This is a genomic window from Amycolatopsis sp. NPDC051106, assembly GCF_040682775.1.
GTDB lineage: Bacteria > Actinomycetota > Actinomycetes > Mycobacteriales > Pseudonocardiaceae > Amycolatopsis.
Genome location: NZ_JBFBBQ010000129.1, coordinates 1 through 21,016 on the forward strand (window position 1 = coordinate 1; position 21,016 = coordinate 21,016).

Consider the following 21,016-nt stretch of genomic DNA (forward strand, 5'->3'; position numbering starts at 1 on the left):
GTCGTGAACGACCCGTTCACGACGTCCGGCGAACCGCGCTTGCTCAGCCGTGGGAACGCGGCATGCCCGCCGGCGGCGTCGGGGTGTTGTCCGCGCCGACCGTCGCGCGCGGCGGGGCGCTCGTGCCCATCTCGCCCGTGCGCTGCTTCGGCGTCTCCAGCTGGTGCTCCATGTTCGCGATCCAGCCGCGCCACCGGTCCTGCGCCGGCTTGATCAGGCCGCCGCCGAAGCCGACGACGATGACGCCGCCGATCGTCGCCAGCACCGCGATCAGCACCGGACCGGTGATGGCGGTCGCGATGTTCACCTGGCCGAGCGCGGCGATGATGCCGAACGCCATGATCAGCCAGTAGGCGCCGGTGGCCAGGTAACGGCCCGCCGGGCGGCCCGACATCGCCGACGAGACGACGTCACGCACGACCTTCGCGATGGCCGCGGCGACCACGACCAGCACCAGCGCCACCACGATCCGCGGCAGGAACGCGATGATGTCGTTGAGCAGCTGGCTCACCGGGTTGGTCGGCCCGAACACGCCGAACGCCAGCTGCAGCGCGATCAGCAGGATGAAGTAGTAGACCAGTTTCACGAGGATTCCGGTCGCGTCGATCTTCTGCTGGCCGATGGTGCCGGAAAGCCCGGTCTTCTCGATCAGCTTGCCGAATCCGGCCTTTCCGAGGACGAGACTCAGCCCTTTCGCGACGGCCTTCGCGATCAGCCAGCCGATCAGCAGGATGATCAGGAATCCGACGAGTTTCGGGACGAACGTGGCCACCAGGTTCCACGCCTGCCCGAGCCCGTCCTTCAGTTGCTGGCCCATACCGACTCCCTCCAAGGGTTTTGCGCCCGAATCGCCCACCCGCCGATTCGGGGTGGTGCCGCTTTGTGCACCGGATCGTTGATCAGGTACCCAGCGGCGGCAACTCGTGCGCCCCACGATCGAGTGAGACGACTGGCGCGGAAAGATCACCCGTGGCCATACTGGTTCTACCGGTGGGGACCGGGGAGACGAGGCCGTCCGGCGCAGCGTAAACCGCGAGCGCCGGGCGGCCTCGAGCATTTCCGGGGACATGCATTGCCCCGACATGTGGAGCCGGCCCCCGGCAGCCGAAGCTCCCGAGGGCCGGATGAACAGCGGAGAAACGTCAGGCGGCGCGCAGGGCGTCCCGCAGTTTCACCTTCGCGCCACTGCGCATGACGGCGTTGCGGTAGATCCGCGCGGCGAACCAGATCAGCACCGGAATCATCAGCACCACGAGCCCCACCGACAACACCGCTTCCCACACCGGCACCCCGCCCATCGCCAGCCGCATCGGCATCAGCGTCGGCGCGAACACCGGAATCACGGAAAGCACTTCGGCGAAGGTGTTGCCCGGATCCGACGGCAGCACGGAAATCCCCACCACGTATCCGGCGATCACGAACATCAGCGCCGGCATCACGGCACCGCCGACGTCCTCCTGCCGGGAAACCAGTGCCCCGAGCGCGGCGAACACGATCGAGTACATGAAGAACCCGAGCAGGTACCACACGATCAGCCAGACGACCGTCCCCACGGCGGCCGAAACCGAAATGGTGAGCACGCCCGTCGCCAGCCCCGCGATGACCCCGCCGGCCCCGATCACGACCATCTGGATCAGCCCGACCACCCCGATGCCGAGCACCTTCCCGGCCATCAGCTGCCACGGCTTGATCGTCGAGAGCAGCAGCTCGACGACCCGCGACGTCTTCTCCTCGACGACGCCCTGCGCGACGCTCTGGCCGTTGATCATCAGGGAGAGGTAGATCAGGATGCCGGCGACGATGCCGAGCACCAGCTGCTGGCCGTTGTAGTCGTACGGCTCCTCCAGCGGCGGGTCCTCGACGAACGTCGCCGCCGCCACGGCGGCCTGGAACCGGGCCGGGTCGCCGCCCAGCGCGGTGATCTGCTGGTCGAGCGCGACCTGGCGGGACAGCAGCTGCAGGACGTTCGCGAGCTTCCCGTCGAGGTCCTTCTTCACCTGGACGTGCACGGTCTTGCCGTCGCCGGTGAGCAGCGCGTCGATCGAGCCGTCGGCCAGCTTCGCGCGCCCGGCGGCTTCGTCGGCGACCTGGGTGACGTCGATCGTCTCGTCGACCGCCTTGCCACCGGCCTGCAGCGGCGCGGAGAAGCCGGCGGTGGCCGGGGTGTAGCCGACGGTCGAGTCGGCGTCGGCGCCGCCCGAGATCAGCTTGATCACCACGATGCCGACCACGATGAGCAGCAACATGACGACGGTGGTGACGCGGTAGGCCTTGGACATCACCCGGGTGGTGATCTCGCGGGAGGCGACCAGGCCCACCGCCGACGCCGGGCTCATCCGGACGTCCTGAACGGGGGTACTCACGCGGGGACCTCCTCGGTCGTCACGACGGAACGGAACAGGTCGGCCAGCGAAGGCTGCTCGCGGGCGAACTCGCGGACCGGCCCGGTGGCCAGCGCCGCCTTGAGCACGGCCTGGTCGTCGGCGCCCTCGCCGAGCTCGAGCTCGGTCACCGTGCCCTTCCGGCCCAGCACCGTCACGCCGGCCAGCCCGCCGGCCCAGCCGTCGCCGGCCTCGGGCACGTCGACCCGCAGCCGGACGGCCCCGCCGGACCGCAGCTCGCCGACCGTGCCGACCTCGACCATCTGTCCACTGCGGACGATCCCGACCCGGTCGCAGAGCCGCTCCACCAGATCGAGCTGGTGGCTGGAGAACACGACCGGCACCCCCTCGGCCGCCTTTTCCTTGAGCACCTGGCTCATCACGTCGACCGCGACCGGGTCGAGGCCGGAGAACGGCTCGTCGAGCACCAGGATCCGCGGCTCGTGCACCAGTGCCGCGGCCAGCTGGACGCGCTGCTGGTTGCCGAGGCTGAGCTTCTGCACCTCGTCGTCGCGGCGGGCGGCGACACCGAGCCGTTCGGTCCACTTGTCCGCCGACGACCGCGCGGCGGCCGTGGACATGCCGTGCAGCCGCGCGAGGTAGGTGAGCTGCTCGGCCACCTTCATCTTCGGGTAGAGGCCGCGTTCCTCCGGCATGTACCCGATGTGGCGCCGCGTTTCGTGCGTCACCGGCTCGCCGTCGTAGCGGACTTCGCCGCCGTCGGCGGAAAGCACGCCGAGCGCGATCCGCATCGTCGTGGTCTTGCCGGCGCCGTTGCTGCCGACGAACCCGAAAAGCTCGCCGGGCCGGACTTCGAATGTCATTTCGCGCAAAGCGACGACGTCGCCGTAGCGTTTGGAGACCTTGTCGATCTCTAAACCGGTCATTCCATTCCCCCGTTCATCACTGGTTTCCCCCGCCCGCGATCCTAGGCAGTCCGTACACGCACGCATAGCGCCACACGTTGCCGCCGAGGGCTGCGAAAGTTGCGGGCACGTAGGATCGCGGGCGCCATGGATGGAACCACCTCCCCGCGCCGGGTGCCGAAGCACCACGGGCTCTCCGCGAAGACGCTTCGGCGGCTGGAACACGCGTCCGGCAGCCTGGCGAGCGCGAGCATCGCGGTGATGGAGCGGCGGCTGCTCTGGTTCACCCGGCTGCCCGCCGACCAGCGCGCGAGCGTCCTGCTGATCACGCAGGCCGGCGCCGCGGGCTTCGTCGACTGGCTGCGGGACTCGAAGGAAGCCCTCAAGCTGACGACCGAGGCGTTCCGCGACGCGCCGGCCGAGCTGTCGCGGTGGGTCAGCCTGCGGCAGGCGGTCGGCATGGTGCGCCTGGCCATCGAGGTGTTCGAAGAGCAGCTGCCGGAGTTCGCCGCGAACGAGGCCGAGCGGGCGGCGCTGATCGAAGGAATCCTGCGCTACGGCCGGGAAATCGCGTTCGCGGCGGCGAACTCGTACGCGGCGGCGGCGGAGGCCCGCGGCGCCTGGGACGCCCGCCTGGAGGCGCTGGTCGTCGACGGGATCGTCCGTGGGGACGCGGAGGAATCGGTGCTTTCGCGCGCGACGGCGCTGGGCTGGGAGCCGTCGGCGGCCGCGACGGTCCTGGTCGGCAACCCGCCGTCGGAGGACCCGCCGACGGTGGTGTTCGAGGTCCGCAGCCGCGCGGCCCGCGTCGGCCGCCCGGTGCTGCTGTCGGTCCAGGGCTCCCGTCTGGTGGTCGTGGTCGGCGGCCCGACCGAGGGCGGCGTGAAGGAGCGCGAAATCCTCGCCCGGATGTCGGTGGCGTTCGCCGACGGCCCGGTGGTGGCCGGTCCGACGGTGCCGACGCTGGCGGAGGCGCACCACAGCGCGACGGAGGCGTTGTCGGGGCTGCGGGCGGTGGTCGGCTGGCCGGGGGCGCCCCGTCCGGTCCGCTCGGCGGACCTGCTGCCGGAGCGCGCGCTCTCGGGCGACGCGGAGGCGGAGCGCCTGCTGGTGGACACGATCGCGCGGCCGCTGGAGGAGGCGGGTCCGACGCTGCAGCGCACGGTGGAGGCGTACCTCGAAAGCGGCGGGGTGCTGGAGACCTGCGCGAAGACGTTGTTCGTCCACCCGAACACGGTCCGCTACCGGCTGCGCAAGGCGGCGGACCTGACGGGGTACCAGCCGATGGACCCGCGGGACGCCCTGGTGCTGCGGATCGCGTTGGCGGTGGGCCGGCTGGCGAGGGCCCGCGGCCTCTGGTGAACGGCCGCCCGAAGCCTCTCCGGAGACCGGCGTCACGTGATGGACTTAACAGCGAAAGGTGATTGAACCCGACAAGGCTTCCGGGTTACGCGCGAGGTTCTCCGGCGCGTCTTTGGAGGGTTCCGACAAAGACGCCGCGCAGACACTGTGAGCGTCGGCATCACGCCGGAGCGCCGTGAACGTGTTGGGTGGAAGGGTGACAGCAGCAGTCCTCGCTCCCGGTCAGGGGTCCCAGGCCCCCGGTATGTTCACGCCCTGGCTCGACCTCGACGGCGCCCGCGAGCGCGTCGCCCGGTGGTCCGAGCGCGCGGGCCTCGACCTGCTCCGCCTCGGCACCGAGGCGGACGCCGACGAGATCCAGGACACCGCCGTCGCGCAGCCGCTGATCGTCGCGCTGTCGCTGCTCACCTTCGAACACCTCCAGGCCACCGCGCCGGTCCCCGCGGACGCGCCCGTCGCCGGGCACTCCGTCGGCGAGCTCGCGGCCGCCGCGATCGCCGGGGTGCTGAAGCCCGAAGACGCCGTCGCGCTCGCCGCCGTCCGGGGTGCCGAGATGGCGAAGGCGTGCGCGCTGGAACCGACGTCGATGGCCGCGGTCATGCTCGGGGACCCCGAGCAGGTCGTCGCGTGGCTGGAAGGACAGGGCCTGACCGCGGCGAACCGCAACGGAGCGGGGCAGATCGTCGCCTCCGGTGCCGCCGACGCCATCGCGAAGATCGTCGCCGAGCCCCTGGAAGGCACGAAGATCCGCGCCCTCAAGGTCGCCGGCGCGTTCCACACGCAGTACATGGCACCCGCCGAAGAGGCGCTGCGCGCCCACGCCGCCGAGCTGACCCCGGCCGACCCGGTCCGCCCGCTGCTGTCCAACGCGGACGGCGCGGTCGTCACCAGCGGGGCCGAGTACCTGGACCGCCTCGTCGCGCAGGTCACCCGGTCCGTCCGCTGGGACCTGACGATGGACGGCCTGGTCTCCCTCGGCGTCACCCGCACCGTCGAACTCGCGCCCGCGGGCACGCTGACCGGCCTGGTCAAGCGGCAGCTCAAGGGCGTCGTCACCACTACCACCGCGCTGAAGACGCCGGCCGAACTGGCGGCGCTGCGCCAGGAGGACGCCTCGTGACCGACCGACCCGCCCTGAGCCTCAACCCCGGCTCCCGCGGCAGCCGCGTGCTGGGCATCGGCAGCGCGCAGCCGGACAAGATCGTCACCAACGACGACCTGTCGCAGATCATGGACACCAACGACCAGTGGATCCGCGACCGCGTCGGGATCATCGAGCGCCGGTTCGCGGAGAAGGACGAGTCGCTCACCGACTTCGCCGTCGCCGCGGGCACCGCCGCGCTGGCCGACGCGGGCGTCGACCCGTCCGAAGTGGACACGGTGATCCTGCCGAACTGCACCATGCCGACGCTGATCCCGAACGCCGCCGCCCAGGTGGCCGCGCGGATCGGCATCCCCAGCCCCGGCGCGTTCGACCTCAACGCCGCGTGCGCGGGATTCTGCTACGGCCTCGGCGTCGCTTCCGACCTGATCCGGGCCGGCTCGGCGAAGAAGGTCCTCGTCATCGGCGCGGAGAAGCTCACCGACTCCGTCAACCCGACCGACCGCGCGAACGCCATCATCTTCGCCGACGGCGCGGGCGCCGCGGTCGTCGGCGCGTCCGACGAGCCGCAGATCGGCCCGGTGTCCTGGGGCAGCGCGGGCGACCTCGTCGACCTGATCGGCATGACCGAGGACAAGTTCATCTACCAGGAGGGCCAGTCGGTCTTCCGGTGGGCGACGACCCAGATCGCGCCGATCGCCATGCGCGCGCTGGAGGTCGCCGGGCTCAAGCCGTCCGATGTGGACGTGCTGATCCCGCACCAGGCGAACCTGCGCATCGTCGAGGCGATCGCGAAGAAGCTGCGGGCCAACGGCGCCCGTGACGACATGGTCGTCGCCGACGACATCAAGTACTCCGGCAACACCTCGTCGGCGTCCATCCCCCTCGCGCTGGACCACATGCGCAAGGCCGGGACGGCGAAGTCCGGTGACGTGGTGCTGGCGGTCGGGTTCGGCGCGGGCCTGTCCTACGCCGGGCAGGCGTTCGTCTGCCCCTGACCACCGTTACGCTCCCCGCGGGCACTCGCCCGAGGACACCAGACCCCAAGAAACACCGAGAAGGGAACTACCCCATGGCTGACAACGCTGAGATCCTCGCCGGCCTCGCCGAGATCGTCGAAGAGGTGGCTGGCGTGGCTCAGGACGACGTCACCGCCGAGAAGTCGTTCGTGGACGACCTGGACATCGACTCGCTGTCGATGGTCGAGATCGCCGTGCAGGCCGAGGACAAGTTCGGCGTCAAGATCCCGGACGACGAGCTCGCCAACCTCAAGACCGTGGGCGACGCCGTGAACTACGTGTCGGCCAACTCCAAGTAAGTCTGTTCCCTCCTTGAGGAGACTCCCATGAGCAACATCGACGTCGTGATCACCGGTCTCGGCGCCACCACACCGCTCGGCGGGGACGTGACGTCCACCTGGGACGGTCTGCTGGCCGGGCGGAGCGGGATCCGGGCGATCGAGGCCGACTGGGTCGAGGAGCTGCAGCTGCCCGTCAAGATCGGCGGCATGCTGGCCGTCGATCCCTCGGAGGTCCTCCCGCGGGTGCAGGCCCGCCGGCTGGACCGCTGCGAACAGGTCGCGTTGATCGCCGCCCGCCAGGCGTGGGCCGACGCCGGGTACGCGGAACCGACCGACGAGCACACGGACGTCGACCCCGACCGCCTCGGCGTGTCGATCGGCACCGGCGTCGGCGGCCCGGTCACCCTGCTCACCCAGAACGACCTGTTGCACCAGCAGGGTCTCCGCAAGGTGTCGCCGCTGACCGTGCCGATGCTGATGCCGAACGGCCCGGCCGCGCACGTGGGCATCGACCTGAAGGCGCGGGCCGGGGTGCACTCCCCGGCCTCGGCCTGCGCTTCCGGCGCCGAGGGCATCGCGAACGGGGTGGAGATGATCCGCTCCGGCCGCGCCGACGTCGTGGTCGCCGGGGGTGCCGAAGCGTGCATCCACCCGATCACGCTGGCCGGGTTCGCCCAGGCCCGCACGGTGTCCACGCGCAACGACGACCCCGGCAGCGCGTCACGGCCGTTCGACGCGAGCCGCGACGGCTTCGTCCTCGGCGAGGGCGCCGGCGTGGTCATCCTGGAGCGCGCGGACCAGGCGAAGGCCCGCGGGGCCCGCATCTACGCGACGATCGCCGGGCACGGCATCACCTCGGACGCCTACCACATCACGGGCAACCACCCCGAGGGCATCGGCCAGATCGCCGCGATGCGCGCGGCGATGAAGATGGCCGGCGTGACCGCCGCGGACGTCGGGCACGTGAACGCCCACGCGACGTCCACTGTGGTCGGTGACATCGGCGAAGCGGCGGCGATCCGCAACGCGATCGGGGAACACCCGGTCGTGACGGCGCCGAAGGGCGCGCTGGGCCACCTCGTCGGCGGGGCCGGGGCGGTCGAGGGGATCATCACGATCCTGTCGCTCTACCACGGCATCGTGCCGGCCACGATGAACCTGACCGACCTGGACCCGCGGGTGCAGCTGGACGTCGTGGCGGGCGAGGCCCGCAAGGTCGAGCTGACCGCGGCGATCAGCAACTCGTTCGGCTTCGGCGGGCACAACACCGCGCTGCTGTTCACCCCGGCGGCCTGAGTTCCGCAGCTGTGAAAAAAGGGGCCCGGCTTCGGCCGGGCCCCTTTTTCAGCATTTTTCGTGCTCGGGCGAAGGTCCTCCGGGGTCCACGGTGTCGATCTTCAAGGCGGACTTCTCGACGATCACCGGCAGGACGAGCCGCCACTTGATGCACTTCTCCCGAAGGTCTTTCGGAGCGTCTTCGAGGTTCTGCCTGCTGGTGAAGCCGACCAGGACCCGCAGCGACGTGTTGGCGCCGCGCTCGATGCGGTAGACCAGCGCGTCGGAGTCCGTTGTGGACTGGACGCCGGCCTTCCACGTGCCGAACGGCTGCTGCACGGCCCGATCGCCGCTCACGGTCGTCAGCCACCGCTGGTAGTTCTTGGTGTTGATGGCCGAGAAGTAGGTCTCGAGGAGCTCGCGCACGGCGCCGGCCTGCGGGTGCGCCTTCGCGTCGTCGGTCATCTGCACGACGCCCGCCGCGGCCGGCGCTCCGCTGCTGGCCGACGCCGGCGCGGAGGTCGAGACGGTGGTCTCGTCCGCGGGCTGGTCGGGCCGGTGGTAGATCTCGCGCGCGAGCAGGCCGGCACCCACGGTCACGGAGAGCACCACGACCACGACGGGCACCAGCCAGCGCTGGCGGGAGCTGGGGGCGGGGGCGGTCACGCCGGAGAGCGTACCGGCCCCCGTCCCGCGGCTAGCCGACCTGGTGCAGCCAGGTCACCGGTGCTCCGTCGCCGGCGTGACGGTAGGGCTCGAGCGCCTCGTCCCAGCTCGCGGCGAGGAGTTCGTCGAGCTTGTGCGCGAGGGACTCACCACCGCGGGTCATGGCGACGAGGGCGCGCAGCTGGTCTTCGCCCACCACAATGTCGCCGTTGGCGCTGGTCCGTCCGTGCCACAGGCCGAGGCCGGGCGCGAAGCAGAACCGTTCGCCGTCGACGCCCGCGCTGGGCTCTTCGGTGACTTCGAACCGAATCATCGGCCACGCCTTGAGGGCTGACGCCAGTCTGGCGCCGCTGCCCGCGGGCGCGCGCCAGCCGCACTCGGCGCGAAGCTGACCCGGACTGGCCGGCTGCGCCGTCCACTTCAGGTCAACGCGGGCACCCAGGGTGCCCGAAATGGCCCACTCGACGTGCGGACACACCGCAGACGGCGACGAGTGGACGTACACCACACCTCGGGTGCTGCCACGGGTGCTCACTGCTACCTCCGCTTGTTGCTCGACGAGGGACGTCTTCCCCTACGCCCTACTTCGAGCTGCAGCGCGGCCTCAGTGCGGCTCCCGAATACCGCCTCCGATGCGTTGTAGCACATTCTGCACCCCAACCGTGCTGTTTGGCCACACGAACACCACAAGTCACCCAGGGCCCCACTTTCGGTGGGCTCGCGGCCGCGTCGTCCCCGTGTCGCACGATGGATACCACCACGCGCGCTAGCGTGATGACCCGGAACGACGAGCAGGGAGGGGTTTTCGGTGCGACTGGTGCGCCTGGAGCGGCAGCAGTCCCGGGTGGCCGACGACATCCGGGCGGCGCTGGCGTCCCTCGGCCGCGGCAGCACCGTCATCGGCGGGATCGCGCTGGTCGGCGTGGGAACCGTGACCGAGCGCCCGATCGAGGCGGTGGTCCTGCTGCCCCACGGCGTGATCATCGTGATCGGCGTGGACCTCCCGGACCCGGCGCTGCGCCTGGAAGCCCCGCTGGGAGCCGGCTGGAAGGCGGACGGGTGGCCCCTGATCGCCGACGACGACGCGATCAACCCGGCCACGGAGGCACTGGACGTCTCCCAGGCGTGCGAGCGGCGGATCGCTTCCCTGGTGCCCGGGACGGGCCCGGTGGGGACGATCGTCGCGGTAGGACCGTACGTGGAGACGGTCGACCAGCCGGCGAGTGACCTGGCGGGCCCGGTCCGGGTCCTGCACCCGACCCCGACGACGATGCTGGCGGCCACGGTCTCCCTGGCGACGGCCCACCGGCCGCGATCGGTGGACCAGGTGCGGGCCCTGATCCGCGGGCTGGCCCCGGAGGCACCGGAGTTTTCGGACGAGGTGCTCATCGGCGAGGGATTCAGCCGGTTCACCGACGACGCACCACCGGAGTCCCTTTGGGACAATGGGCCGGCGGTGCCCGGCCAGGCGGGAACAGCGGTTGCGGCCGGCGCGGCTACTGCGGCGGCTGGTGCGGCAGCGCTCGGCGGAGCCGGTGCGGCTGCTGCGACGGGCTCGGCGGGCGCGGCTGCTGCGGCTGGTGCGGCCGCAGCGGGTGGAGGCGGCGCGGCTGCTGCGGCCGGTTCGCCCGCGATGGGTGGAGCCGGCGCGGCTGCTGCGACGGGCTCGACTGCCGGGGCCGGGTGGCAGAGCAGGGCTCCGGTTTCGGCGGGGCCTGAGCCCGTGCCCGCCGCAGAGTCGGAGCCGGGCGAGCCGGCGTCCGCCGCTGCCGGAGATTCGGAATCCGCGGCCGGTTTCAGCGAAGGTCCGGAATCCGCCGAGGATCTCGAGCCCGCCGAAGACCCTGCGCCCGCCGGACCCACGGCCGCCCTGACCGAAGACCCGCCGCCCGCCGAAGCCACCGCCGCGCCCGCCGAAGATCCGGAGCCCGCCGAGCCCACGGCCGGCCCCGCCGAAAACTCGGAACCCGCCGAACCCGCGGCTGCCACCGCCGAAGGCCTGGAACCCGAGAGTCCGGAATCCGCGGCCGTCCCCGCCCACGATCCGAAATCCGCCGAGCCCGCATCAGTCTCCCCCGAGGACTCGGGGCCTGAGCCCGAGCCCGAAGTGGAACTCGCCGACTCCTCACCACACTCCGGCGGCGAAGCAGCGGCTCTTGCCTCGGATTCCGAGCGCACCGAAGTACTCCCCGCTCCCGCGCGGGAGGACCTCCCGCTCTTCCCCGGCGCCACCGCGCCCCCGCGGTTCCCGGGTGCCGACCGGCCGGATGAGGACTTCTCTCCCGCGGACGACACCGAACGGACCGAGAACCTCACTTCCCCCGCCGCACCCGGACAAACGGCCGAGCCTGGGCAAAGCACTGCGCCCGGACCAACCCGGCAGTCACCGCAGCCCGAGCGAAGCGCTCCCCAGGCCGTCACCCTCGGCCAGATCACCCTGCCACCCGAACCGCGCCCCTTCCCCACCCCGCGACCGGCCCCCCGCGAAGCCGCCTCGACGTCGAAGACCGTCCGCTGGCTGCCCCTCGCCGCCATCGGGTTGCTGGTCGCGCTGGTTGTCGCCGCCCTTGCCGTTGCCACCTCCGGGGACGACACCGCCGCCGCGCCCACCGGGCCGCCCACCCCCGCCACCCAGCCGCCGCCGCGGACCTCCACGGCTGCCGCGCAGAGCCTCCAGTTCGCCCTGCGCGCCGCCGATCGGGATCAGCGGTGTGCCTCCCACGCCTTCGGGGATGCCCAGGCCAGCCTGCAGCAGACCAGCTGCTCCGGCGTCCGGCGGGCGTCCTACGCCGCCACCGTCGACGGCCGCGCAGCCGCCGTCACCGTCGGGATCGTCGAGTTCCCCGATGCCGGGCTGGCCGCCGCGTTCAAGACCATCACCGACACCCCCGGCGGGGGCGGGATCCTCGACCTCGCCTCCGAGACCGGCAAGTGGGGCGCCACCCCGCCGCCGCGGTTCGAGAACGCCGCCTACACCTCCCGGGTCGAAGGCACGTCCGTGCGGGTCGTGCAGGCGGTCTGGGCGCCGGGACCGTCCACTCCGGACGATCCCGGCCTGGCCAGGGCCGCGAAAGCCGCCCTGGACCTGCCCGCCCAGTGACTCAGAGCCCGTAGGCCTCCAGCAGCCGCAGCCACACCTCGCTGATCGTCGGGAACGACGGCACCGCGTGCCACAGCCGGTCGAGCGGGACCTCCCCGACGATCGCGATCGTCGCCGAGTGCAGCAGCTCCGAGACGTCCTGGCCGACGAACGTCACGCCGAGCAGGACGTTCCGCTCGGTGTCGACGACCATCCGGGCCTTGCCGGTGTAGCCGTCCGCGTGCAGTGACGAGCCCGCCACCGCGATGTCGATGTCGACGACGCGGTCGGCCGAACCCGGCCGCGCGTCCGCCAGGCCGACGGCCGCGACCTCCGGGTCGGTGAACACCACCTGCGGCACCGCGCTGTGGTCGGCGGTCGCGGTGAACTTGCTCCACGGCTCCGAAGACTCCGCCGTCACCGGAGAACCCGCGGCCAGCGCCGCGACCGTGTCCCCCGCCGCGCGGGCGCCGTACTTGCCCTGGTGGGTCAGCGGGGCGCGCCCGGTGACGTCGCCGGCCGCGTACAGCCAGCCACCGTCCACTGCGGACGCCCGGCCGGTGTCGTCGACCTCCAGCGCGCGCCCGGGCTCCACCCCGAAGGCCTCGAGGCCGAGCCCGGCGGTCGCGGGCCGGCGCCCGGTCGCCACCAGGAACTCGTCGACGACGACCACCTCGCCGTCCTTCAGCGTCAGCTCGGTGCCCGAGTCGCCCGCGGCGACCCGCTCGACCCCCGACTCCGTGTGCACGGACACGCCGGCCTCGCGCAGCCCGTGCAGCACGAGGTCGCCGGCGAACGCGGCGTTGCGCGGCAGCGGCCGCTCGCCGGTGATCACCAGGTGCACCTCCGAGCCCAGCGTCGCGAACGCCTGCGCCATCTCGACGCCGACCACCCCGCCGCCCAGGACGCCGAAGCGGCGCGGCACGGACTCCGCCGACGTCGCCTCCCGCGAACCCCACGGCCGGATCGTGTCGAGGCCGGGAATCGACGGCGTGCTCGGCACGCTGCCGGTGCACACGATCACCGCGTGCCGCGCGGTCAGCACGCGGCCGTCGTCGAGGGTGACTTCCCGCTCACCGGTGAGCACGCCGTGCCCGCGGATCGGCTCGATGCCGACGCCGCGGGCCCACTCGACCTGCCCCGAGTCGTCGCCCTTGCCGGTGAACCAGTCACGCCGCGCGAACACCGCCGCGGGGTCGAGCCGGTCGCCGACCGGCACGCCGGGGATCCGCTTCGCCGCGGCGAGGAGGTTTCCCGGCCGCAGCAGCGCCTTGCTGGGGATGCACGCCCAGTAGGAGCACTCGCCGCCGAAGCGCTCGTGCTCGACGAGGGCGACCTTCAGGCCACCGCGGGCCGCTCGTTCGGCGGCCACCTCCCCCACCGGACCCGCACCGATCACCACTACGTCAAAAGTCTGTCCAGACATGGGTTCAGCGCACACCACCGCGCGAGATCACGCAAGCCAGCGGCTATCCTCGTCTCCGAAGCTGCAAGACATCGGCGGCCCGGGTGCCGTCGGCCCCGGTGCGCGCGAATACCACGTTCGAGCACGGGAGGTTTGTCGTGGCCAAGAACACGGCTGTGCGGGTCCTGGATGATCTCACCGGCGAGCCCGCCGCCGAGACCGTCGGGTTCGGGCTGGACGGTATCGACTACGACATCGACCTCTCCTTCGCCAACGCCGACGCCCTGCGTGAGCTGCTGCAGCGCTACGCCGACGCGGGGCGCCGCACCGGCGGCCGCAAGCGCCGGCCGCGGCTCGTCCCGGGCGCGAAGCGGCCCCGGGCGAAGGCGGCCCCGAAGACGACGAAGGCGGCGAAGCCGGTCGCCGGCCGTCGCGCGGCGACCGTCAAGGCCGAGCCCGCGAAGACCACCGCCAAGGCGGCGCCGAAGACCACGGCGAAGGCGAAGGCCGAGCCCAAGACGACCACGACCCGCGCGAAGACGGCGGCGAAGGCCGAGCCGGCGAAGACCACCCGCACCCGCAAGACGGCGGAGCCGAAGAAGACCACCCGGGCGACGGCGCGGAAGGTGCCGGGCGTCACGTTCTCGGCGGCCGAGAAGTAGCTCCAAAGTAGACAGAAGGTCCGTGAAGGCCTCCTTACCGGCCCTGACAGCCGGGAAGGAGGCCTTCACGGCTTCAGGCCGCGCGCTGCGAGCCGTCCGCGTGCCAGGACGGGTAGCGGTACCGCGTGCGCAGCAGCGCCCGCTGCCGCGCCAGCTCGGCCGCCGACGGTGGGCGCGGCACCAGCGTCCCGAGGATCTGCGACGCCGCCGCCCGCACCGCCGCCTCGACCGAGGGGAACCCGGGACGCAGCCCGTGCTCGGCCAGCGACGCCACCGGGCTGCGGTGGGAGTCGAGCGGACGCGGGTCCGCCGGCGCGCTGGTCAGGTAACGGCCGACCAGCGCGGCCGACGTCTCGACCAGCAGCGTCGAGTGGGCCAGCAGCCCGCCCTTGGTGCGGAACACGGCGAACCCGCAGAGCTTCGCGTCTTCGACGAACAGGCCGCGGTCGCCGATCCGCGGGACCAGCCCGAGCTGGTCGACGGCGGCGCTCATCACCTTGCCGAGCGTCTCCAGGGGCCGGTCGGTGGGGCCGGGCAGGACCAGCGTCACGTTCAGGTTGCCCGGGTCGTGGAACACGGTGCCGCCGCCGCTGGCCCGCCGGAGCACCGGGACGCCGTCGCGTTCGCACTCCTCGACCCGCACCTCGCGGGCGATCCGCTGGCCACGCCCCACCACGACGCACACCGGGTTGCGCCAGAGCCACAGCACCGGTGACCCGGGCGCGACCCGGAGGAGCGCTTCGTCGAACGCCAGGTTTTCGGCCGGATCCGTGAACGCGGCACGGACGTCCGACCCGGTCGTCATAGCGCTTTGAGTTCCTCCACGATTTCACCCACCGACGACTTGGCGTCCCCGAAGAGCATGCTGGTCTTCGGATCGTAGAACAGGTCGTTGTCGATCCCGGCGAAGCCGGAGGCCATCCCGCGTTTCAAGACGATCACGGACCGGCTTTCGTTGACCTTGAGGATCGGCATCCCGTAGATCGGCGAGCTCGGGTCGGTCTGCGCGGCCGGGTTCGTGACGTCGTTCGCGCCGATCACCAGCGCGACGTCGGTCTGGGCGAACTCGGAGTTGATCTCGTCCATCTCCTTGAGCTGCTCGTACGGCACGTCGGCCTCGGCGAGCAGCACGTTCATGTGCCCGGGCATCCGGCCGGCCACCGGGTGGATCGCGTAGGCGACCGTGATGCCCTTCTTCTCCAGCAGCTTCGCCATCTCGCGGACGGTGTGCTGCGCCTGCGCCACGGCCATGCCGTACCCGGGCACCACGACGACCTTGCTGGCGTACGCCATCTGGATCGCGGTGTCGGCCGCGCTGGTCGAGCGCACCGGGCGCTCTTCCTTCGCACCTCCACCGGACGAGACCGCCGGACCGCCGCCGAAGCCGCCCGCGACGATCGCCGGGATGGACCGGTTCATCGCCTTGGCCATCAGGTTGGTCAGGATCGAGCCGGACGCGCCGACGATCATGCCGGCCACGATCAGCGCCGTGTTGTCCAGCGCGAGACCCATCGCCGCGGCCGACAGCCCGGTGAACGCGTTGAGCAGCGAAATCACCACCGGCATGTCCGCGCCGCCGATCGGCAGCACCACGGTGAGGCCGAGGATGCCGGCCGCCACCAGCAGCCCGACGATCAGCAGCCAGGAGTCGCCGCCGGCGACGATGACCACCGCGCACGCGAGCGCGATCAGCAGGAGCAGCGCGTTGACCGGCTGCTGCAGCTTGCCCATCGTGATGGGGCGGCCGCTGATCAGCTCCTGCAGCTTGCCGAACGCGACGTTCGAGCCCCAGAAGGAGATCGACCCGATGATCGCGGCGAACAGCGACGCGATGGCGATGTAGGCGGGTTCGTGCGCGTAGCCGTCGGTGGAGTTGAACTCGACCCACGCGATGAGCGCGACCGCGCCGCCGCCGACGCCGTTGAACAGCGCCACCATCTGCGGCATCGCGGTCATCTTGACCTTGCGCGCGGACGGCACGCCGACCACCGCGCCGATCGCGACGCCGAGGACGATCAGCAGCCAGTTGCCCATGCCCGGGGTGAGCAGGGTCGCGATCACCGCGATGCCCATGCCGGCCGCGGCGATCCAGTTGCCGCGGACCGCGGTGCGCGGGCCGGTCAAGCCCATCAGGCCGTAGATGAAGAGGGCGAACGCGATGATGTAGAGGATCGCGACGAAGTCGGTCACTTCTGCTCCTCCTCATCGGCGGGAGCGGGCTTCTTGCCCTTGAACATCGACAGCATCCGGTCGGTGACCAGGAAGCCGCCGACGACGTTGATCGTGCCGAAGGCGATCGCGATCACCAGCAAGATCTTGTTGAAGACGCCGTCGACGCCGAGGCCGAGCACGACCAGGCCGCCCAGCAGCACGATGCCGTGGATGGCGTTGGTGCCGGACATCAGCGGCGTGTGCAGCGTGTTGGGCACCTTCGAGATGACGGCGAAGCCGACGAACCCGGCGAGCACCAGCACCGCCAGGTTCTGCACCAATGGGCTCACGAAGTACTCCCTTCGCGCCCGGCCACGCAGGCCCCGGCGACGATTTCGTCTTCGAAGTTCAGCTCCAGCGCGCCTTCCTTCGTCACGAGCAGCTCGAGCAGCTCGGTGACGTTGCGCGCGTACAGCTCGCTGGCGTGCGAAGGCATCTCGGCGGGCAGGTTCAGCGGGGAGGAGATGGTGACGTCGTGCTCCACGACGTCCTCGCCCGGCTTGGTCAGCTCGCAGTTGCCGCCGGTCTCGCCGGCGAGGTCGACGACGACCGAACCGGCCGGCATGCCCTTGACGGCGTCCGCGGTGACCAGCGTCGGCGCCTTGCGGCCCGGCACCAGCGCCGTGGTGATCACGACGTCGAACTTCGTGATCGCCTCGGTGAGCCGCCGCTGCTGCTCCTCGCGCTCCTCCGCCGTCAGCTCGCGGGCGTACCCGCCTTCGCCGACCGCCTCGATGCCGAGGTCCAGGAACTGCGCGCCGAGCGACTTGACCTGCTCGCCGACCTCGGGCCGGACGTCGTAGCCGGTGGTCTGCGCGCCGAGCCGCTTCGCCGTGGCCAGTGCCTGCAGCCCGGCGACGCCGGCGCCGAGCACCAGCACCTTCGCCGGCGGCACGGTACCGGCCGCGGTGGTGAGCATCGGGAAGAAGCGGGGCAGCTTCTGCGCCGCGAGCAGCACCGCGCGGTAGCCGCCGATGCTGGCCTGCGACGACAGCGCGTCCATCGCCTGCGCCCGGGAGATCCGCGGAACCGCCTCCATCGCGAACGCCCGCAAGCCTGCTTCTTCGAGCTTCGCGAGCCCTTCCGGGTTGCCGCGCGGATCGAGGAAGCCGACGAGGACGGTGCCCCGGGCCAGCTTCGCGACCTCTTCCGGCGCGGGCGGGTTGACCTTCACGACGATGTCCGCGCCCCACGCGTCGCCGAGCTCGGCGCCCGCCTGGGTGTACGCGTCGTCACTCAGGTGCGCGCGGGACCCGGCACCCGGTTCGACCAGGACTCGCAACCCCCGTTGCGCGAGCCTCCCGACCAGTTTGGGCACCATGGCCACCCGGCGCTCCCCGGGGCGTGACTCGGTCACCACACCCACGGTGAGCTGCTGATGCTGTTCGCTGTCGGCCACACGACCTCCTCATCGGCGAGGCACGATCCGAGGGTTGTACCACGCCGGACCGACAGTCCCCAGTGACGTGGGTCGCAAGTCCCGGGGTTGTGCCAGAAGATACGAAGGTCACACGAGAAACGTTCAGCTCGTTTTCCACCGCGGGATGCCGAGCAGGATCAAGCGAAGCCGTTTTTCCGCCGTTCCGGTGATTTTCGCGTCTTCACCGGGCTTGGCTTCCAGCAGCTCGACCGTCGTCGTGATCATCACGGAAACGATCAAGTCGGCCAGCATGTGCAGGTCTTCGGTGCTCCACGCGCGCAGCGGGGCGAACCGGGCGAGGTCGATCGCGAGGTCGCCGGAGAACATCCGCAGTTCGACGGCGATCGCGCGGGCGAGCGGGCCGCCGCCGTAGCGCTCGCGCGTCAGGAACCGGAAATGGTCCTCGTTCGCCCGGACGAATTGGTGAACCGTGGCCACCGAGGCGCTGATCATCCCCTGGTAGGTGTCGGGATCGGTGCGCGCCGACCGCATCATCCCGCGCAGCGTGCGCGTCGCTTCTTCGACGAGCGCGACACCGAGTTCCTCCATCGAGGCGAAGTGCCGGTAGAACGCCGTCGGCACCAGCCCGGCTCCCTTCGCCACCTCGCGCAGGGAGAGCGTCGCGAACGGACGGTCGGCCAGCAGGTCCAGAGCGGTGTCCAGCAGCGCTTGGCGCGTGCGCTGTTTCCGCTCCTGACGGCTCACCGGCTCTTCCGACACGGGGTCCAGCGTACGGATGTCCACCGCGTTGCTCACGTCACATCCTCGGGGTCTCGCGTTGACAGGTGCTCCACTTCTGCAGTGCACTGTTCAGTGTACAGTCGTTCACTGTAACCGAGGAGGCCCGATGACGGCGCTCATCCCCCGGCGGGTGCGCAGCCTCGCTTCGCTGGCCGAAGCTCTGCTGACGCCGCACGGGATGGACCGCTACTTGGAGCTCGTCGACCCGATGCTGGTGCGCCGCGAGATCCGCGGCCTGGTCACGGCGGTGCGCAAGCAGACGCCGGACAGCGTCACCCTCACCGTCAAGCCCAGCCGCGCGTGGCCCGGCTTCACCGCCGGGCAGTACGTCCGCCTGCAGGTGGAGATCGACGGCGTCCGGCGCACGCGCTGCTATTCGCCGTGCGGTTCGCAGTACGACGGCGAACTCGAATTCACCGTCAAGGAGCAGGGCCTGGTCTCCGGGCACCTGAACCGCGCGCTCGGCGCCGGCTCGGTGGTCGGTCTGTCCACTCCGGACGGCACGTTCACGCTGCCGGCCACCCGGCCGGAGCGCGTGCTGCTGATCAGCGGCGGCAGCGGGGTCACGCCAGTGCTCGCGATGGCCCGGACGCTCGTCGACGAAGGCCACACCGGCGAGATCGTGTTCCTGCACTACTCGAACGGTCCCGCCGACGCGCTCTACCGCACCGAGCTGGCCGAGCTCGCCGCCCGGCACCCCGGGCTGAAGGTCGTGCACGCCTACACCCACACCCAGGGCGGCGATCTGCGCGGGTTCTTCTCGCCGGAGCACCTCGAGCGCGTCGCGCCGTGGCACCGCGAGGCGGAGGCGTTCGTCTGCGGCCCGAAGCCGCTGATGGACGCCGTACGTGATCATTTGGGTGAACGCGTGCACACCGAAGAGTTCACGCCGCCGGCGCTGACCTTCGACACGGCGAACGCCGAAGGCCAGGTCCGGTTCAAGCGCAGCGGGCGGGAGTGCGCCAACTCGGGGAAGCCGTTGCTGGAGCAGGCCGAAGAAGCGGGCCTGTCCCCGGAGCACGGCTGCCGGATGGGCATCTGCTTCTCCTGCACCCAGCTCAAGACCGCCGGGCGCGTCCGCAACGCCAAGACGGGCGAGGTCTCCGGCGAAGAAGACGAAGAAATCCAGCTCTGCATCTCCGTCCCGGTCGGGGACGTCGAGATCGACGCGTAGGGAGACTGCCATGACCGGTCTGCAGGACCGCCTGACCCCGGAACAGGTCGAAGAGTTCGGCCGCGAGCTCGACGCGCTGCGGCAGCGGACCGTCGACAGCCTGGGCCAGGAAGACGTCGACTACATCCACAACATCATCAAAACGCAGCGCGGCCTGGAGGTCGCGGGGCGGGCACTGCTGTTCGCCGGGTTCTTCCCGCCCGCGTGGCTCGCCGGCGTCGGCGCGCTGTCGGTGGCCAAGATCCTCGACAACATGGAGATCGGCCACAACGTCATGCACGGCCAGTACGACTGGACGCGCGACCCGGCGCTGAGCTCGCAGCGGTTCGAGTGGGACACCGTGGCGCCGGCCGAGAACTGGCGGCACTCGCACAACTACATCCACCACACGTACACGAACATCCTCGACAAGGACCGCGACATCGGCTACGGCATCCTGCGGATGGACGACGCCCAGAAGTGGCACCCGTACTACCTGGGCAACCCGGTGTACGCGACGCTGCTGGCGCTGTTCTTCCAGTGGGGTGTGATGCTGCACGACCTCGAGGTCGAGAAGGTCGTGAAGGGCGAGCGCACCTGGGCCGAGAACCTGCCGGTGCTCCGGAAGATCGTCCGGAAGGCAGGGCGGCAGGTCGGCAAGGACTACGTCCTGTTCCCGCTGCTGACCGGCCCGCTGGCGCCGCTGACGTTCCTCGGCAACGCGACCGCGAACCTGACCCGCAACCTGTGGGCGTTCGCGATCATCTTCTGCGGCCACTTCCCCGCCGACGTCGAGAGCTTCACCGAGGACGAGACGGCCACGGAGTCGCGCGGCCAGTGGTACCTGCGCCAGATCCTCGGTTCGGCGAACATCTCCGGCAGCCCGCTGTTCCACATCATGAGCGGCAACCTGTCGCACCAGATCGAGCACCACCTGTTCCCGGACATCCCGGCGCGCCGCTACCCGGAGATCGCCGGCGAGGTGCGCGCGATCTGCGAGAAGTACGGGCTGCCGTACCACACGGGCCCGCTGCACCGGCAGCTCTGGTCGGTGGCGAAGAAGATCGTGAAGCTGGCTCTCCCGCGCACTTCGCCGTCGCCGGTTACCGTGGAACCCGACCGGCAGCTCCGAGCAGCGTGAGGGTGACATGGTGGGCCAGTTCGAACGCGAGAAGGACACCCTGCAGGTGATCACCGAATCGGCCGCGACACACGTCGGCAACATCGCCTCGATCATCACGGGCGCGGTCCGCGACATCGCCCGCGAGACGGGCGACTGGCTGACGGACGTGATCGAGATGCGCGAAGCCGCGCAGAAGGCCCGGGAGGACGACCCGGACAGCGTTTGAGCCCCCAGCGCCCCAAGGTGGCCTTCGGTGCGTCACACGCACCG

21 protein-coding genes are annotated in these 21,016 nt (G+C 71.1%); 10 read left to right on the plus strand and 11 right to left on the minus strand.

All coding sequences use genetic code 11. The features are described 5' to 3' along the window. Nucleotides 1-43 precede the first annotated feature (43 nt). The 3 genes from AB0M83_RS44960 to AB0M83_RS44970 all read right to left on the minus strand — a co-directional run bounded on the left by AB0M83_RS44960 (nucleotide 44) and on the right by AB0M83_RS44970 (nucleotide 3,268). Nucleotides 44-817 (minus strand): hypothetical protein, encoded by a 774-nt coding sequence (locus tag AB0M83_RS44960; protein WP_364527694.1) that lies wholly within the window; start codon nucleotides 815-817, stop codon nucleotides 44-46. Nucleotides 818-1,142: 325 nt separating this feature from the next. Further along, the gene (locus AB0M83_RS44965) at nucleotides 1,143-2,336 is read right to left on the minus strand and encodes an ABC transporter permease (protein WP_364527744.1); all 1,194 of its coding nucleotides are present in this window, start codon (nucleotides 2,334-2,336) and stop codon (nucleotides 1,143-1,145) included. Nucleotides 2,337-2,359: 23 nt separating this feature from the next. Beyond that, entirely contained in the window at nucleotides 2,360-3,268 is a 909-nt protein-coding gene (locus AB0M83_RS44970) for an ATP-binding cassette domain-containing protein (RefSeq protein ID WP_364527697.1), read from the minus strand. A 126-nt stretch (nucleotides 3,269-3,394) separates the two neighbouring features. Between AB0M83_RS44970 and AB0M83_RS44975 the strand changes: the two genes are divergently transcribed. The 5 genes from AB0M83_RS44975 to AB0M83_RS44995 all read left to right on the plus strand — a co-directional run bounded on the left by AB0M83_RS44975 (nucleotide 3,395) and on the right by AB0M83_RS44995 (nucleotide 8,307). Next, the gene (locus tag AB0M83_RS44975; protein ID WP_364527700.1) at nucleotides 3,395-4,609 is read left to right on the plus strand and encodes a helix-turn-helix domain-containing protein; all 1,215 of its coding nucleotides are present in this window, start codon (nucleotides 3,395-3,397) and stop codon (nucleotides 4,607-4,609) included. A 196-nt stretch (nucleotides 4,610-4,805) separates the two neighbouring features. Beyond that, nucleotides 4,806-5,729, plus strand: coding sequence for an ACP S-malonyltransferase (locus AB0M83_RS44980; protein ID WP_364527703.1), 924 nt, complete (start codon nucleotides 4,806-4,808; stop codon nucleotides 5,727-5,729). Further along, the gene (locus AB0M83_RS44985; RefSeq protein WP_364527706.1) at nucleotides 5,726-6,709 is read left to right on the plus strand and encodes a beta-ketoacyl-ACP synthase III; all 984 of its coding nucleotides are present in this window, start codon (nucleotides 5,726-5,728) and stop codon (nucleotides 6,707-6,709) included. The genes AB0M83_RS44980 and AB0M83_RS44985 overlap by 4 nt, the downstream gene beginning before the upstream one ends. Before the next feature lie 74 nt (nucleotides 6,710-6,783). Continuing rightward, nucleotides 6,784-7,029 (plus strand): acyl carrier protein, encoded by a 246-nt coding sequence (locus AB0M83_RS44990; protein WP_004559006.1) that lies wholly within the window; start codon nucleotides 6,784-6,786, stop codon nucleotides 7,027-7,029. Between the two features lie 27 nt (nucleotides 7,030-7,056). After that, nucleotides 7,057-8,307, plus strand: coding sequence for a beta-ketoacyl-[acyl-carrier-protein] synthase family protein (locus AB0M83_RS44995; protein WP_364527709.1), 1,251 nt, complete (start codon nucleotides 7,057-7,059; stop codon nucleotides 8,305-8,307). A 48-nt stretch (nucleotides 8,308-8,355) separates the two neighbouring features. Here the strand turns inward: AB0M83_RS44995 and AB0M83_RS45000 are convergent, their stop codons facing one another. Beyond that, nucleotides 8,356-8,952 carry a hypothetical protein gene (locus tag AB0M83_RS45000; RefSeq protein WP_364527712.1) on the minus strand — a complete coding sequence of 199 codons (597 nt, stop codon included), beginning with the start codon at nucleotides 8,950-8,952 and terminating at the stop codon, nucleotides 8,356-8,358. A 31-nt stretch (nucleotides 8,953-8,983) separates the two neighbouring features. Continuing rightward, nucleotides 8,984-9,487 (minus strand): DUF3145 domain-containing protein, encoded by a 504-nt coding sequence (locus AB0M83_RS45005; protein WP_284746535.1) that lies wholly within the window; start codon nucleotides 9,485-9,487, stop codon nucleotides 8,984-8,986. A gap of 273 nt (nucleotides 9,488-9,760) precedes the next feature. Between AB0M83_RS45005 and AB0M83_RS45010 the strand changes: the two genes are divergently transcribed. Beyond that, on the plus strand, nucleotides 9,761-12,052 hold the full coding sequence (locus AB0M83_RS45010; protein ID WP_364527715.1) for a hypothetical protein: 2,292 nt from the start codon (nucleotides 9,761-9,763) through the stop codon (nucleotides 12,050-12,052). 1 nt (nucleotide 12,053) lies between these two features. Here AB0M83_RS45010 and AB0M83_RS45015 read toward each other — a convergent pair whose 3' ends face one another. Then, on the minus strand, nucleotides 12,054-13,457 hold the full coding sequence (locus tag AB0M83_RS45015; protein ID WP_364527718.1) for an NAD(P)/FAD-dependent oxidoreductase: 1,404 nt from the start codon (nucleotides 13,455-13,457) through the stop codon (nucleotides 12,054-12,056). Nucleotides 13,458-13,594: 137 nt separating this feature from the next. On the opposite strand from AB0M83_RS45015, the gene AB0M83_RS45020 reads away from it, so the two are divergent. After that, a complete protein-coding gene (locus AB0M83_RS45020) occupies nucleotides 13,595-14,098 on the plus strand; it encodes a histone-like nucleoid-structuring protein Lsr2 (protein WP_364527721.1) in 504 nt (167 codons plus the stop codon). A gap of 73 nt (nucleotides 14,099-14,171) precedes the next feature. Here AB0M83_RS45020 and AB0M83_RS45025 read toward each other — a convergent pair whose 3' ends face one another. The 5 genes from AB0M83_RS45025 to AB0M83_RS45045 form a co-directional block, all read right to left on the minus strand. Then, nucleotides 14,172-14,903, minus strand: a complete 732-nt coding sequence (locus AB0M83_RS45025) for a lipoate--protein ligase family protein (RefSeq protein ID WP_364527724.1) — start codon at nucleotides 14,901-14,903, stop codon at nucleotides 14,172-14,174. Continuing rightward, on the minus strand, nucleotides 14,900-16,288 hold the full coding sequence (locus AB0M83_RS45030; RefSeq protein WP_364527727.1) for an NAD(P)(+) transhydrogenase (Re/Si-specific) subunit beta: 1,389 nt from the start codon (nucleotides 16,286-16,288) through the stop codon (nucleotides 14,900-14,902). Before AB0M83_RS45030 ends, AB0M83_RS45025 begins: the two co-directional genes overlap by 4 nt. Further along, nucleotides 16,285-16,590: an NAD(P) transhydrogenase subunit alpha gene (locus tag AB0M83_RS45035; RefSeq protein ID WP_364527747.1), complete on the minus strand. Its 306-nt coding sequence runs from the start codon at nucleotides 16,588-16,590 to the stop codon at nucleotides 16,285-16,287. The genes AB0M83_RS45030 and AB0M83_RS45035 overlap by 4 nt, the downstream gene beginning before the upstream one ends. Before the next feature lie 5 nt (nucleotides 16,591-16,595). Beyond that, a complete protein-coding gene (locus AB0M83_RS45040) occupies nucleotides 16,596-17,708 on the minus strand; it encodes a Re/Si-specific NAD(P)(+) transhydrogenase subunit alpha (protein ID WP_364527730.1) in 1,113 nt (370 codons plus the stop codon). 123 nt (nucleotides 17,709-17,831) lie between these two features. Then, entirely contained in the window at nucleotides 17,832-18,485 is a 654-nt protein-coding gene (locus AB0M83_RS45045; RefSeq protein ID WP_364527733.1) for a TetR family transcriptional regulator, read from the minus strand. Nucleotides 18,486-18,576: 91 nt separating this feature from the next. Here AB0M83_RS45045 and AB0M83_RS45050 point away from each other — a divergent pair, with 91 nt between their 5' ends. The 3 genes from AB0M83_RS45050 to AB0M83_RS45060 are packed head-to-tail and all read left to right on the plus strand — an operon-like array spanning nucleotide 18,577 to nucleotide 20,972. Further along, on the plus strand, nucleotides 18,577-19,644 hold the full coding sequence (locus tag AB0M83_RS45050; RefSeq protein WP_364527735.1) for an FAD-binding oxidoreductase: 1,068 nt from the start codon (nucleotides 18,577-18,579) through the stop codon (nucleotides 19,642-19,644). A gap of 10 nt (nucleotides 19,645-19,654) precedes the next feature. Beyond that, on the plus strand, nucleotides 19,655-20,764 hold the full coding sequence (locus AB0M83_RS45055; protein ID WP_364527738.1) for an acyl-CoA desaturase: 1,110 nt from the start codon (nucleotides 19,655-19,657) through the stop codon (nucleotides 20,762-20,764). Nucleotides 20,765-20,771: 7 nt separating this feature from the next. Next, entirely contained in the window at nucleotides 20,772-20,972 is a 201-nt protein-coding gene (locus tag AB0M83_RS45060) for a hypothetical protein (RefSeq protein WP_364527741.1), read from the plus strand. The last annotated feature ends 44 nt before the right edge of the window (nucleotides 20,973-21,016 follow it).